Source organism: Streptomyces sp. NPDC093568 (assembly GCF_044764945.1).
Lineage (GTDB): Bacteria > Actinomycetota > Actinomycetes > Streptomycetales > Streptomycetaceae > Streptomyces.
Map to the genome: position 1 here is coordinate 363,444 of NZ_JBIWJD010000004.1, position 12,740 is coordinate 376,183.

The 12,740-nt window shown below is 70.0% G+C and carries 14 protein-coding genes and 1 riboswitch; of the genes, 8 read left to right on the forward strand and 6 right to left on the reverse strand.

Going from position 1 to position 12,740, the window contains the following annotated elements; all coding sequences use genetic code 11:
- Positions 1 to 63: 63 nt before the first annotated feature.
- From ACIRD7_RS19045 to ACIRD7_RS19060, 4 genes are all read left to right on the forward strand, one after another.
- Positions 64 to 831: an enoyl-CoA hydratase/isomerase family protein gene (locus ACIRD7_RS19045; protein WP_403454439.1), complete on the forward strand. Its 768-nt coding sequence runs from the start codon at positions 64 to 66 to the stop codon at positions 829 to 831.
- A 309-nt stretch (positions 832 to 1,140) separates the two neighbouring features.
- Positions 1,141 to 1,644, forward strand: a complete 504-nt coding sequence (locus ACIRD7_RS19050) for an ATP-binding protein (protein ID WP_403454442.1) — start codon at positions 1,141 to 1,143, stop codon at positions 1,642 to 1,644.
- Positions 1,645 to 1,787: 143 nt separating this feature from the next.
- Complete coding sequence (locus ACIRD7_RS19055) at positions 1,788 to 2,969, forward strand: hypothetical protein (protein ID WP_403454443.1); 1,182 nt, start codon at positions 1,788 to 1,790, stop codon at positions 2,967 to 2,969.
- Between the two features lie 90 nt (positions 2,970 to 3,059).
- Positions 3,060 to 3,698 carry an ADP-ribosyltransferase gene (locus ACIRD7_RS19060; protein WP_403454444.1) on the forward strand — a complete coding sequence of 213 codons (639 nt, stop codon included), beginning with the start codon at positions 3,060 to 3,062 and terminating at the stop codon, positions 3,696 to 3,698.
- Between the two features lie 19 nt (positions 3,699 to 3,717).
- Here the strand turns inward: ACIRD7_RS19060 and ACIRD7_RS19065 are convergent, their stop codons facing one another.
- Positions 3,718 to 4,365 carry a GNAT family N-acetyltransferase gene (locus ACIRD7_RS19065; protein WP_403454447.1) on the reverse strand — a complete coding sequence of 216 codons (648 nt, stop codon included), beginning with the start codon at positions 4,363 to 4,365 and terminating at the stop codon, positions 3,718 to 3,720.
- A 117-nt stretch (positions 4,366 to 4,482) separates the two neighbouring features.
- Between ACIRD7_RS19065 and ACIRD7_RS19070 the strand changes: the two genes are divergently transcribed.
- Both ACIRD7_RS19070 and ACIRD7_RS19075 read left to right on the forward strand, forming a co-directional pair.
- Positions 4,483 to 4,701, forward strand: coding sequence for an EF-hand domain-containing protein (locus ACIRD7_RS19070; protein ID WP_403454450.1), 219 nt, complete (start codon positions 4,483 to 4,485; stop codon positions 4,699 to 4,701).
- A gap of 483 nt (positions 4,702 to 5,184) precedes the next feature.
- Positions 5,185 to 5,634: an endonuclease domain-containing protein gene (locus ACIRD7_RS19075; protein ID WP_403454453.1), complete on the forward strand. Its 450-nt coding sequence runs from the start codon at positions 5,185 to 5,187 to the stop codon at positions 5,632 to 5,634.
- 4 nt (positions 5,635 to 5,638) lie between these two features.
- Here ACIRD7_RS19075 and ACIRD7_RS19080 read toward each other — a convergent pair whose 3' ends face one another.
- The 5 genes from ACIRD7_RS19080 to gcvT all read right to left on the reverse strand — a co-directional run bounded on the left by ACIRD7_RS19080 (position 5,639) and on the right by gcvT (position 10,700).
- Complete coding sequence (locus tag ACIRD7_RS19080; RefSeq protein ID WP_403454456.1) at positions 5,639 to 6,196, reverse strand: glycoside hydrolase family 25 protein; 558 nt, start codon at positions 6,194 to 6,196, stop codon at positions 5,639 to 5,641.
- Positions 6,197 to 6,307: 111 nt separating this feature from the next.
- A complete protein-coding gene (locus ACIRD7_RS19085) occupies positions 6,308 to 7,675 on the reverse strand; it encodes an L-serine ammonia-lyase (RefSeq protein WP_403454458.1) in 1,368 nt (455 codons plus the stop codon).
- Positions 7,676 to 7,771: 96 nt separating this feature from the next.
- Positions 7,772 to 9,046, reverse strand: a complete 1,275-nt coding sequence (glyA, locus tag ACIRD7_RS19090; RefSeq protein ID WP_403454461.1) for a serine hydroxymethyltransferase — start codon at positions 9,044 to 9,046, stop codon at positions 7,772 to 7,774.
- A 27-nt stretch (positions 9,047 to 9,073) separates the two neighbouring features.
- The gene (gene gcvH, locus ACIRD7_RS19095; RefSeq protein WP_403454464.1) at positions 9,074 to 9,451 is read right to left on the reverse strand and encodes a glycine cleavage system protein GcvH; all 378 of its coding nucleotides are present in this window, start codon (positions 9,449 to 9,451) and stop codon (positions 9,074 to 9,076) included.
- Positions 9,452 to 9,572: 121 nt separating this feature from the next.
- On the reverse strand, positions 9,573 to 10,700 hold the full coding sequence (gene gcvT / locus ACIRD7_RS19100) for a glycine cleavage system aminomethyltransferase GcvT (protein WP_403454466.1): 1,128 nt from the start codon (positions 10,698 to 10,700) through the stop codon (positions 9,573 to 9,575).
- A 187-nt stretch (positions 10,701 to 10,887) separates the two neighbouring features.
- Positions 10,888 to 10,986: riboswitch (glycine riboswitch) on the reverse strand.
- 170 nt (positions 10,987 to 11,156) lie between these two features.
- On the opposite strand from gcvT, the gene ACIRD7_RS19105 reads away from it, so the two are divergent.
- Entirely contained in the window at positions 11,157 to 11,831 is a 675-nt protein-coding gene (locus tag ACIRD7_RS19105; RefSeq protein WP_403454468.1) for an AAA family ATPase, read from the forward strand.
- A gap of 100 nt (positions 11,832 to 11,931) precedes the next feature.
- Entirely contained in the window at positions 11,932 to 12,720 is a 789-nt protein-coding gene (locus ACIRD7_RS19110) for an enhanced serine sensitivity protein SseB (RefSeq protein WP_403454471.1), read from the forward strand.
- The last annotated feature ends 20 nt before the right edge of the window (positions 12,721 to 12,740 follow it).

Here is a 12,740-nt window from a genome sequence, read left to right on the forward strand (position 1 = left end):
CAGGACCTCGATGTGAGGTACGGCACCGGGGCCGGGTGCGTTAGTCGACGTTAACCTGCTCGCATGACCGTGAATCTCGAAGTCGCCGAAGGTGTCGGAACCCTCCGCCTCGACCGACCGCCCATGAACGCGCTGGACGTCGCCACCCAGGACCGGCTCAAGGAGCTCGCCGAGGAGGCGAGCCGGCGCGACGACGTACGGGCCGTGGTGATCTACGGCGGGGAGAAGGTGTTCGCGGCGGGCGCGGACATCAAGGAGATGCAGGCCATGGACCACACCGCGATGGTCCTGCGCGCCCGCGCCCTGCAGGAGTCGTTCACGGCGGTGGCCCGGATCCCCAAGCCGGTGGTGGCGGCGGTGACGGGCTACGCGCTCGGCGGTGGCTGCGAGTTGGCGCTGTGCGCCGACTTCCGGATCGTCGCGGACAACGCCAAGCTGGGCCAGCCGGAGATCCTGCTCGGCCTGATCCCGGGCGCGGGCGGCACTCAGCGGCTGGCCCGACTGATCGGCCCGTCCAAGGCGAAGGACCTGATCTTCACGGGCCGTATGGTCAAGGCCGACGAAGCACGCGAACTGGGCCTGGTGGACCGCGTCGTGGCGCCGGACCAGGTCCACGCCGAGGCGCACGCCTGGGCGGCCAAGCTGGCTCAGGGCCCGGCGATCGCGCTGCGCGCGGCGAAGGAGTCGATCGACACGGGCCTGGAGACGGACATCGAGACGGGCCTGGCGGTCGAACGGGGCTGGTTCGCCGGTCTGTTCGCCACGGAGGACCGCGAGCGGGGCATGCGGAGCTTCGTGGAGGAGGGGCCGGGCAAGGCGAAGTTCCTCTGACGGCGGTCACCACCGGAGCCGAATGTCACCCCTGGAACTCCGTCGAAGCACTTGCAATTGACGGGGTGTCTGATTCCGGGTCCCTCGATGGGGCGGTTTATGGCAGCCTTAAGCCAACCTTAAGCGTGCCTTGTCGAGGGAGCCCGTCGATTGCCTCCAGCAGACCCGTCGCCGCAGGCCAGGCAGGCTGTGGAAGGCGCCGAACTGCCGCTGTCATATGCCAACCGGGCGGGGCGGAATGAGGGCTTCCGGGGGGTGTTTTCCTCAGGAACGGCCCCGGCGGGCGCCGCGGGCGGCCATGATGGGGGCATGGCGGGGCTGGAGGGTGTCGAACACCCGCGGGGAAACGGCCGTGCGGCTGCGGCGCGCTGGTCGCCGGCCGTCGAGGACGAAGCTGCCTCGAAGGCGCTGGAACTGTTCGGCAATCCCACGGAGGCCGAAGTTCCGCTCCCGTCCCGCCCGGAATCCGCCGCGACCGCCCGGCGACTGGCCCAGGTGGTGGTGCTCCGGCAGTGGGGCCTGACGCCGAAGATGACGGAGGACGCGGTCCTGCTCGTCTCGGAACTCGTGGGCAACGCCGTCCGCCACACCGGCGCCCGCGTCTTCGGCCTCCGTATGCGCCGCCGCCGCGGCTGGATCCGCATCGAGGTCCGTGACCCGTCCCGCGGTCTGCCCTGTCTGATGCCGGTTCAGGAGATGGACATCAGCGGCCGGGGCCTGTTCCTGGTCGACAAACTCTCCGACCGCTGGGGCGTGGACCTGCTGCCGCGTGGCAAGACGACCTGGTTCGAGATGAGGGTGTCGGACCGCTGACGCCCGCCTTGGTGCGGTCGGGGCACGGCGACCCGTATGGGCCGCCAATCGGGTAAATCGCGTGATTTTCGGGGTAATCCTCTTTAAATGGTGCGTGATCATTGGCAACCGCCACGCCACCCCGCCCACCGGAAGAACCGCCGATGAACCTCACGCACCGCGCCCTCCTCACCGCCCTGGCCCTCCTCGCGCTCGCCGCCTGCGGCACCGAACCCGGCGGGGGCCAGGATCGCGCCGCAGCGCCCCACGAAACCCGGGCCGCCGTCCCCGCCCCGGTGAAGGAGGAGACCGTCAAGGGCCTCGCCGGCATGCCCCCCGTCCTCGACCCCAAGGACGTCTACGCCGCCGACCGCCCCAACAGGCTCTCCCCGGTCGTCAGGGACTTCCCCTCCCGCGTGTACGTCCCGAACAGCGAGTCGGACACCGTCTCCGTCATCGACCCGAAGACGTACGAGGTCATCGAGACCATCCCCGTGGGCCGCCAGCCCCAGCACGTCGTCCCGTCCTGGGACCTGAAGACCCTCTGGGTCAACAACAACCGCGGCCACACCCTCACCCCGATCGACCCGAGGACCGGCAAGGCGGGCGCGGAGGTCGAGGTCCACGACCCCTACAACCTCTACTTCACCCCCAACGGCAAGTACGCCGTCGTCATGGCCTCCCTCGACCGCGAACTCGTCTTCCGCGACCCCCACACCATGGAGCCGGTCAAGACCGAACCGGTCAGCTGCTACGGCGTCAACCACGCCGACTTCTCCCTCGACGGCCGGTACTTCATCGTCTCCTGCGAGTTCAGCGGCGAACTGCTGAAGGTCGACACCGAGAAGATGAAGGTCGTCGGGCAGCAGAAGCTCCCCTTCGACGGCGCCATGCCCCAGGACGTCAAGATCTCGCCGGACGGCAAGCGGTTCTACATCGCCGACATGATGGCCCACGGCATGTGGGTCCTGGACGGCGACAAGTTCACCGAGCCCACCCTCCTGCCCACCGGCAAGGGCTGCCATGGCCTCTACGTCGCCCGCGACTCCCGCGAGATGTACGTCTCCAACCGGGGCGAGGGCACCGTCTCCGTCTTCGACTTCACGCGGAACCGGGTCACCAAGAAGTGGCACCTCCCCGACGGCGGCAGCCCCGACATGGGCGGCGTCTCCGCCGACGGCAAGGTGCTGTGGTTGTCGGGACGCTACGACTCCGAGGTGTACGCCATCGACACCCGCACCGGGGCCGAACTCGCCCGCATCCCGGTCGGCGCGGGCCCGCACGGCCTGGCCGTCTACCCGCAGCCCGGCCGCTACTCCCTCGGTCACACCGGCATCTTCCGCTGACCGGCGGCCGGTTGCCCCGCGGTCGGCGGACACGCCGCCGAACGAGTGAAGATCCCCGGCCGCCCGCCCAGGGCACGCCATCGTGGCCCCATGATCACAACTCGCCTGCGCCGGCGGGCCGTTGCCGCCGCCCTGTCCCTCTCGGCCGTCCTCGCCACCACGGCCGCCACGGCTCCCGCGACGCCCGCCGCCTCCGTCACCCCGGCTCGCGCGGCCGACGCCAAGGCCGCACCCGGCCCGGCCGCCTGTCCCGTCCGGTTCGACGACCCGGTCAAGGCCGCCGCCGACCGCCGCGTCGACGTCGGCCGCATCACCCCCGACCCCGCCTGGCGCACCAGCTGCGGCACGCTCTACCGGGCCGACGGCCGTGGCCCGGAGATCGTGTTCCAGGAGGGCTTCCAGCCCCGGGACGTCGAGAACGGCCAGTACGATCTGGAGCAGTACGTCCTGGTCAACCAGCCCTCCCCGTACGTCTCCACGACCTACGACCACGACCTGTACAAGAAGTGGTGGAAGTCCGGCTGGAACTACTACATCGACGCCCCCGGCGGTATCGACGTGAACAAGACCATCGGCGACACCCACAAGTGGGCCGACCAGGTCGAGGTGGCCTTCCCCGGCGGTATCGACCGGAGTTACGTCATCGGCGTCTGCCCGGTGGACAGGACCACCAAGGTCGAGATCATGAGCGGCTGCCGGAGCAACCCGCACTTCGAGGCCTGGCACTGACGGTCCACCCGCTCGGCGCCTACCGGGGGTGCAGCAGCGCCTCCGCGCCCACCGGCCGGTACCCGGCCTCCAGGAACGCCCGCATGCTGCGGGCGTTCCCCGGCGCCACCTGCGCCCACAGCGGCTCCGTGACGAGCTGCCGGGCCGCCGACACCAGCACCCGCCCCAGCCCCCGGTGCCGTACCGCCTCGGCCACCTCGACCGACACCTCCAGCCTCCCCGCGACCCCGCGCCCCATGACCAGGACCCCGCCGTCCGCCACCCAGGCGCGCACCTCGTCACGCCGGCCGCGGGCGTAGCCGATCCGGGGGTGGCCGGCGCCCTCGACCTCGGTCAGCGCGAGCGGCGGCTCGCCGGGCAGCGGGGTGCCGACCAGGACCGCGTCGACCGTCTCGGCCGTACGCCCCGTCCGTTCCATGAGGGCCGCGAGGAAGCGCGGGTTCATCGGCGCGGCCAGCGCGTCGCAGTCGGTCTCGCGCAGGGTGTCGTACACCCACGCCTGATCCTCGTCGGTGACGACGACGGAGTGCGCGGTGAAGGCGAGGACGCCCGCGGTGCGGGGCGAGGGCTGGGGCACGACCGTCGTACGGCCGTCCGCGGGCGGGAAGACACCCCGCGCGACCCCGTCCAGAATGTCGCGCAGACTCCGCTCCGCCACGGCCGTCATCCTCACGCTCCCCGAGTAGGAGTTCACCTGGGTGGTCGCCGCACCGGAGGCTCATGGGGGCGGATAATCTGACCTCCGTCAGCAAGGCAACAAGGTACGACGAAAAGGGGCGGATCGGTGGCGCAGATCGACATCGAGGAAGCACGCAAGCAGTTCGAGCGCATCGATGCGGACGGTGACGGCACCATCACCGCCGCCGAGTTCAAGTCCGCCCTGGCTCAGGGTGGCGACTGGAACGTGACCGAGTCCGTCGCGGAGGCGATCATCAAGAGCCGCGACCTCAACGGCGACAAGGTCCTGTCGTTCGACGAGTTCTGGGCCTACCTGAGCAAGTGACGCCTACGAAGGGGCGCCTCTCCTTGCGGGGAAGGGCGCCCCTTCGTCATGCGACCACAGCTTTGGGTGCGGGTGTTGCGCGACCCTTCATCGCCTCAAGGGTCGCCTTTGCGCGCGGATCCGTGACTGATGTTCGGCTCATTCGTTGATCGAATGGTGGGTCAATAGGGCAGGCTCGGTGCTGGGGGATGAGTGAAGCTGTGCCAAGCGGGTGGGGACGGATGGGCGTGCGACCGATCATCCGACAGATATCCGCTGACGAAGGGGCTGTGTAAGACGCACTACATGCAGAACCGCCGGGGCAGGGGCATGGCCCCTATCGACATGGGCCGTGCTGTCGCGGAGGGTCGGCTGTGTGAGTTCGGCGGATGCGGCAGGGCGGTTTCTGCGAGAGGTCTCTGTGCTGCTCACTACCAACAGAGGACCAAGGGCCAGCCGCTCTCACCTCTGCGGAAGAAGAGGCCCAACGGCACTGTGCGAGAGATGGCCCAGCGCGGAGTCGCTGAATGTCTGGGGTGCGGTCGGCGTAAGCCGCTCTCGGAGTTCTCGTCACTCAACGCATCGGGCGCGCCGCGGCCGTACTGCAAGCCGTGCAACGCGGAGCGCGTTCGCCTGCAGCACTACAAGGTGACCAAGGAGTTCGTCGATATGCTGCTGCGTTTTCAGCGGAGTCGGTGTGCCGTATGCCGCAGTGTCCATACAGGCGGGAAAGCCCTGCACCTGGATCATGATCACTCGTGCTGCCTTCAGGGAAGTTGCGGCGACTGTGTGCGCGGGCTCGTGTGCGCCAACTGCAACCTCCTCGGACTCGCCTGGTACGAAGCTCTGCCGCGTGAGCTTCGTACCTACGGCCTGCTCAATGACTATCTCGCTGATCCGCCCGCGAAGCGGCTCAGGGCGGAAGTTGCCGTGGCGGGCGACAACGCCGGATAGATCGTCAGGCGTTCTCGGCCCACTCCCGCAACGCCGCCTTGCTGGAGAAGTTCGCCACGTTCCTGTCCAGCGGGTCGTCCGTGTACTGGTGGAAGCGCCACTTGGCCTGGATGCGGGGCTTGCCTGCCGTCACGTAGTCGGCGATCCACAGGCCGTCACCGGCGTAGGAGGTGGTGTCGACATTGAGCCAATAGTGGCGGTTTGCGTAGAGAATGACCGGATTGTTCGGCCGCTTCTCCTTCACCTTCCGGATGAACAGGTCCTTCTCCGCGTTGCTCGCGTGCGTCCCCTCGCTCGTCGTCTCCCAGTCCACGGCGAGGATGTCGCCCGCCTTCTCCGGGGCCTTGCTGACGAAGTAGTCGGCCTGGGCGGAGAGGTTGCCGGGCCACAGGAAGTGGTAGAAGCCGACGACCAGCCCGGCGTCGCGGGCGCGTTTGGTCTGGGCGGTGAGTTTGGGGTTGACGTAGGAGCGGCCCTCCGTCGCCTTGACGAAGACGAAGGAGAGGCCGTCGGTGTCGTAGGTGGAGGACTGGTACGCGCTCACGTCGATGCCGCGGATCATGGGGGGACTCCCGGAAGTGCCGGTGGGGGGAGAGGAGTTGGACTGGGTGTATGCCCCACCGTGCCACGGCTGACGCGGACCTGACGTGGAATTGTCAACATTCCACTCGGGTCAGCATTCGATGATGTTGACCGCCAGCCCTCCGCGCGCCGTCTCCTTGTACTTGACCGACATGTCGGCGCCGGTGTCCTTCATGGTCTTGATGACCTTGTCCAGGGACACCTTGTGCGAGCCGTCTCCGCGCATCGCCATGCGGGCCGCCGTGACGGCCTTGACCGCGGCCATGCCGTTGCGCTCGATGCAGGGGATCTGGACCAGGCCGCCGACGGGGTCGCAGGTGAGGCCGAGGTTGTGCTCCATGCCGATCTCGGCGGCGTTCTCCACCTGCTCCGGACTGCCGCCGAGGACCTCGGCCAGGGCTCCCGCGGCCATCGAGCAGGCCGAGCCGACCTCGCCCTGGCAGCCGACCTCGGCGCCCGAGATGGACGCGTTCTCCTTGAAGAGCATGCCGATCGCACCCGCGGCGAGCAGGAAGCGGACGACGCCGTCCTCGTCCGCGCCCGGCACGAAGTTGATGTAGTAGTGCAGCACCGCCGGGATGATGCCCGCGGCGCCGTTCGTGGGGGCCGTCACGACGCGGCCGCCGGCGGCGTTCTCCTCGTTCACGGCCATCGCGTAGAGCGTGATCCACTCCATGGCGAGCGCCTTCGGGTCGCCCTCGGAGCGCAGCTTGCGGGCCGTGTTCGCGGCCCGGCGGCGGACCTTCAGGCCGCCCGGCAGGATGCCCTCGCGCGCCATGCCGCGCGACACGCACTCCCGCATCACCCGCCAGATCTCCAGCAGGCCCTCGCGGATCTCGTCCTCGGTGCGCCAGGCCCGCTCGTTCTCCAGCATCAGAGAGGAGATCGACAGGCCCGTCTCCTGGGTCAGGCGCAGCAGCTCGTCGCCCGTGCGGAAGGGGTACTTCAGGACGGTGTCGTCGAGCTTGATGCGGTCCGCGCCGACGGCTTCCTCGTCGACGACGAAGCCGCCGCCCACCGAGTAGTACGTCCTGGACATGAGCTCGTCGCCGGACTCGTCGAACGCCCAGAGCGTCATGCCGTTCGCGTGGTACGGCAGTGCCTTGCGGCGGTGCAGCACGAGGTCCTTGTCGAAGTCGAAGGGGATCTCGTGCTCGTCGAGGAGCCTGAGGGTGCGCCCCGACTTGATCCTCTCCACCCGCTCGTCCGCCGTCTCGACGTCCACCGTGCGCGGCGAGGCGCCCTCCAGGCCGAGCAGTACGGCCTTCGGGGTGCCGTGGCCGTGGCCGGTCGCGCCGAGTGAGCCGTACAGCTCGGAGCGTATGGACGCCACCGAGGGCAGCACGCCCTCGTTGCGCAGGCGGTGCGCGAACATGCGTGCCGCGCGCATCGGGCCGACCGTGTGGGAGCTGGACGGGCCGATGCCGATCGAGAACAGGTCGAAGACCGAGATGGCCACGGGGGACTCCTCAATACGGGGTGGTGCGAAAAGGTTTCCGCGGGGTGCCCCGCCCGCGCACTGACCAGTGTGGGCGGGGCACCCCGCAAAAAGGAACTACTTGTTCAGACCGGGGTACAGCGGGTGCTTGTCGGCGAGCGCCTTCACCCGGGCCTTGAGCGCGTCGACGTCGTACGACGGCTTGAGCGTCTCGGCGATGACGTCCGCGACCTCGGTGAAGTCCTCGGCCGTGAAGCCTCGGGTGGCCAGGGCCGGGGTACCGATGCGCAGGCCCGACGTCACCATCGGCGGGCGCGGGTCGTTCGGGACGGCGTTGCGGTTGACCGTGATGCCGACCTCGTGGAGGCGGTCCTCGGCCTGCTGGCCGTCCAGCTCCGACTCGCGCAGGTCGACGAGGATCAGGTGCACGTCCGTGCCGCCGGACAGCACGTTCACGCCGGCCTCGCGGGCGTCGGCGGCGGTGAGCCGCTCGGCGAGGATACGGGCGCCGTCCACCGTGCGGCGCTGGCGCTCCTTGAACTCCTCCGACGCCGCGACCTTGAACGACACCGCCTTCGCCGCGATCACGTGCTCCAGGGGGCCGCCCTGGAAGCCCGGGAAGACGGAGGAGTTCAGCTTCTTCGCGAAGTCCTTCTTGGCCAGGATGATGCCGCCGCGCGGGCCGCCCAGCGTCTTGTGGGTGGTGGAGGTGACCACGTCCGCGTGCGGGACCGGGTTCGGGTGCAGGCCCGCCGCGACCAGTCCGGCGAAGTGGGCCATGTCGACCCACAGGTACGCCTCGACCTCGTCGGCGATCCGGCGGAACTCGGCGAAGTCCAGCTGCCGCGGGTACGCCGACCAGCCGGCGATGATCACCTTGGGCTTGTGCTCCTTGGCGAGCTTCTCGACCTCGGCCATGTCGACCAGGCCGGTCCGGGCGTCCACGTGGTACGGGACGACCTTGAACTGCTTGCCGGAGAAGTTCAGCCGCATCCCGTGCGTCAGGTGGCCGCCGTGCGCCAGGTCCAGGCCGAGGATGGTGTCACCGGGCTGGGCCAGGGCGAACAGCGCGGCCTGGTTGGCGGAGGCGCCGGAGTGGGGCTGCACGTTGGCGTACTCGGCGCCGAACAGCTCCTTGACCCGGTCGATGGCGATCTGCTCGGCGACGTCGACGTGCTCGCAGCCGCCGTAGTAGCGGCGGCCGGGGTAGCCCTCGGCGTACTTGTTGGTGGCGACCGAGCCCTGGGCCTCCATCACCGCGACCGGCGCGAAGTTCTCGGAGGCGATCATCTCCAGGGTGGACTGCTGACGCTCCAGCTCGGCGTCGAGCGCGGCGGCGATCGCCGGGTCCAGCTCGTGCAGGGGCGTGTTCAGAAGCGACTTGTCAGGCATGGGGGCAGACATAAGAGATACGACTCCTCAGCCGGCGGTGTGGGCGGCGTACTCGTCGGCGGAGAGCAGGTCGGCGGGCTCGTCCGTGATCCGTACCTTGAACAGCCAGCCGCCCTCGAAGGGGGCGGAGTTCACGAGGGAGGGGTCGTTCACCACGTCCTCGTTGGTCTCGGTCACCTCGCCGGTGACCGGGGAGTACAGGTCGGAGACCGACTTGGTCGACTCCAGCTCACCGCAGGTCTCACCCGCGGTGACGGTCGAGCCGACCTCGGGGAGCTGGGCGTAGACGACATCGCCGAGCGCGTTGGCCGCGAACTCGGTGATGCCGACCGTCGAGACGCCGTCCTCGGCGGCCGACAGCCACTCGTGCTCCTTGCTGTAGCGCAGCTGCTGGGGGTTGCTCATGGCCTGAATTCTCCTGTAAGCGCGGGAGTGGTGGTGAATGGGGGACTGGGAGAAACGTGGCTGAGCAGCGGAAATGTGCGCAGGGTCACGCGCTCGCCGCTGTCAGTCTCTACGTCTGGCGTTACTTCTGCCGCTTGTAGAACGGCAGCGCCACGACCTCGTAGGGCTCGTGGCTGCCGCGGATGTCCACGCCGACGCCGGACGTGCCCGGCGCCGCGTGCGCGGCGTCGACGTACGCCATGGCGATGGGCTTGCCCAGGGTGGGGGAGGGCGCGCCGGAGGTGACCTCGCCGATGACCTCGCCGCCGGCGACGACCGGGTACCCGGCGCGCGGGACGCGACGCCCCTCGGCGACCAGGCCGACCAGGACGCGCGGCGGGTTCTGCGCGGCGCGCTCGGCAGCCTCGGCCAGCGCCTCGCGCCCGACGAAGTCGCCCTCCTTCTCGAACTTCACCACCCGGCCGAGCCCGGCGTCGAAGGGGGTGAGGGAGGTGGTCAGCTCATGGCCGTACAGCGGCATGCCCGCTTCCAGGCGCAGGGTGTCGCGGCAGGACAGCCCGCAGGGGACCAGGCCGACGCCCTCGCCGGCCTTGGTCAGCGCCTGCCACAGCTCCACGGCGTGCTCCGGCTTCACGAACAGCTCGAAGCCGTCCTCGCCGGTGTAGCCCGTGCGGGCGATGAGCGCGGGCACGCCGGCGACGGTGCCGGGCAGGCCGGCGTAGTACTTCAGGCCGTCGAGGTCGGCGTCGGTGAGCGACTTCAGGATGCCGGGGGACTCGGGGCCCTGGACGGCGATCAGCGCGTACGCGTCCCGGTCGTCGCGCACCTCGGCGTCGAAGCCGACGGAACGCTCCACCAGCGCGTCCAGCACGACCTGGGCGTTGGAGGCGTTGGCGACGACCATGTACTCGGTCTCGGCCAGGCGGTAGACGATCAGGTCGTCGAGGATGCCGCCGTCGGCCTGGCAGATCATGGTGTAGCGGGCGCGGCCGACGCCGACGGAGGCGATGTTGCCGACCAGGGCGTGGTTCAGCAGCGCGGCAGCGTCCGGGCCCGCCACGGTGATCTCACCCATGTGCGAGAGGTCGAACAGGCCGGCCTTGGTGCGGACGGCGTTGTGCTCGTCGCGCTCGGAGGCGTACCGCAGGGGCATGTCCCAGCCGGCGAAGTCGGTCATCGTCGCGCCCAGCGAGCGATGCAGGGCATCGAGCGCGGTGCGCCGCTGGTCGGGGGATTCGGTGCTGCTCATCGGTCGGTTGTCTCCCAAGGCGATGGGGCCCCCGCGCGAGCGCATTCGGGCGTGGGGGAGGGCGAGGTCGTTCCTCCCCATCTGTCATCGGAACCTGAGAGGTTCGCCACGACCGCCACGGGGACGATCACGGCTTGCACCTTGGGTGGAGCCGCCGCACACGCGACGACCCGCTTTTCAGATGTGCCTCGCCCGCGCGGTAACGGGGCCTGAGAGATTCAAGGGAGGGACTTGCTCCTTCGGCGCCCCGGCGACGCAGTGCCGGGGACTCTCCCGCGCGGATTCAAACGGCCGGTATGCAGTTGGCGCGGACATCATTGCATGCCGGGCTCGTCGGCGGCAGGGTCGTCTCTGTAACCGGCTTGTGGCAGGAAGCGAACGAAAATACGAGAGATCCTCTATTACCTTCTCTTTACGCTCAGTGGGCAGGGGGAATCCTGACCCCGGAGGAGGACGATGACGGTGAACCGCAGCACGGCGTACGCGACGACCTCGGGCCTCGCGCTGCCCAAGCAGCCCGCCGCCCCGGCCGCCGAGGCACGCGCCACGCGCCACGCCCCCGTGGTCCGCGATCTGCGCGAGCGCTCCGGCCGCAGCCCGCACGCACTGCTCTTCGGCCCCAAGGACCTCGTCGTCATCACCGGCCTGCCCGGCAGCGGCAAGTCCACGCTGATGCGGCGCACGGTGAAGGGCATCCGCATCGACTCCCAGGACACCCGGGACCACTGGGACGCCCGTATGCCCGGCTTCCTTCCCTACGGCGTCTACCGCCCCCTGGTCCGCCTCGCCCACTACGCCGGACTGCGCCGGGCCCTGCGCACCGGCAAGGGCGTCGTCGTGCACGACTGCGGTACGCAGGCCTGGGTGCGCGCCTGGCTGGCCCGCGAGGCCCGCCGGCGCGGCGGCAGCCTGCATCTGCTGCTGCTCGACGTGACACCCGGCACCGCCCTGGAGGGCCAGCGCGAGCGCGGCCGGGGGGTCTCGCGCTACGCCTTCCTGCGTCACCGCAGGGCCGCCGCCCGCCTGCTGCGCTCGGTGGCCGACGGCGATCTGCCCCAGGGCTGCGGCTCGGCGGTGCTGATCGACCGGGACGCGGCGGACGTCCTGCGCCGGATCGGCTTCGCCGGCTGACCGGCCGTATGCGCGGGACGACCGCCCGTAGACCTGCGCGCGCCGGACACCGGCTAGCCTTTTGGGCCTCAGACGTGGTTCACAGCAGGCGGTCAGACAGATGGACTTCGCAGCGGATCTCCCCGCGGACTTCCCGGCACCGGCACACCTCCACCCGCACGGCGGCTGGCCGGGCAACGAACTGGAGGAGGTGCTCTCGGCCTCCCTCGGCCTGCCCTCGGCGGGCGGGAGGATCATCGAGGTGCTCGGCCGCAGCTTCGTCTGGGTGCCCCTGCCGAGCGGCGGCGGCCCGCACAGCGGCCCGCTGGACCTGCCCACGGTGGAGATCGCGGGCCAGGGATACGTCCCGGTCTTCAGCTCCGAGGAACAGTTCCGCCAGGTCGTCGGCGCCCACATGTCGTACACGATCGCCCCGGCCGTGGAGTTCGCCCGCGGTCTGCCCCCGCATGTGGGCATCGCCCTGAACCCGGACGGCGTGGTCGGCGTCCCGCTGCCTCCCGCGGCGGTCGCCGAGCTGTGCCGGGTCGGCCGGACCCCGCTGGAGGGCCTCAACTCCGGCGGCCGCGTCAAGCTCTACGAGCCCGACTGGCAGGACGACCCGGTCGACTTCCTCGCGGCGGCGTCGGCGGAGTTCGCCGCGACGGGCGTTATCGCCACGGCCCGGCGCTGTCTGGCGGCGATCGAGACGGCGGCCCCGGTGATGTTCATAGGCGTCGAACTCTCCCACTGGGAGGGCGACCTGCGCGCCGCCCCCATGGACGCACTGGCCCGCGCCCTGGGGCGGGTCCCCGTCCCGTGGCCGGTCAACCTGGTCCTGCTGGACGTGGCCCAGGATCCGGTGATCGAGTGGATGCGGGCGAAGGTGCGGCCCTTCTACCAAGGGGCCTAGCAAGGGGCCTGGGCGACGCG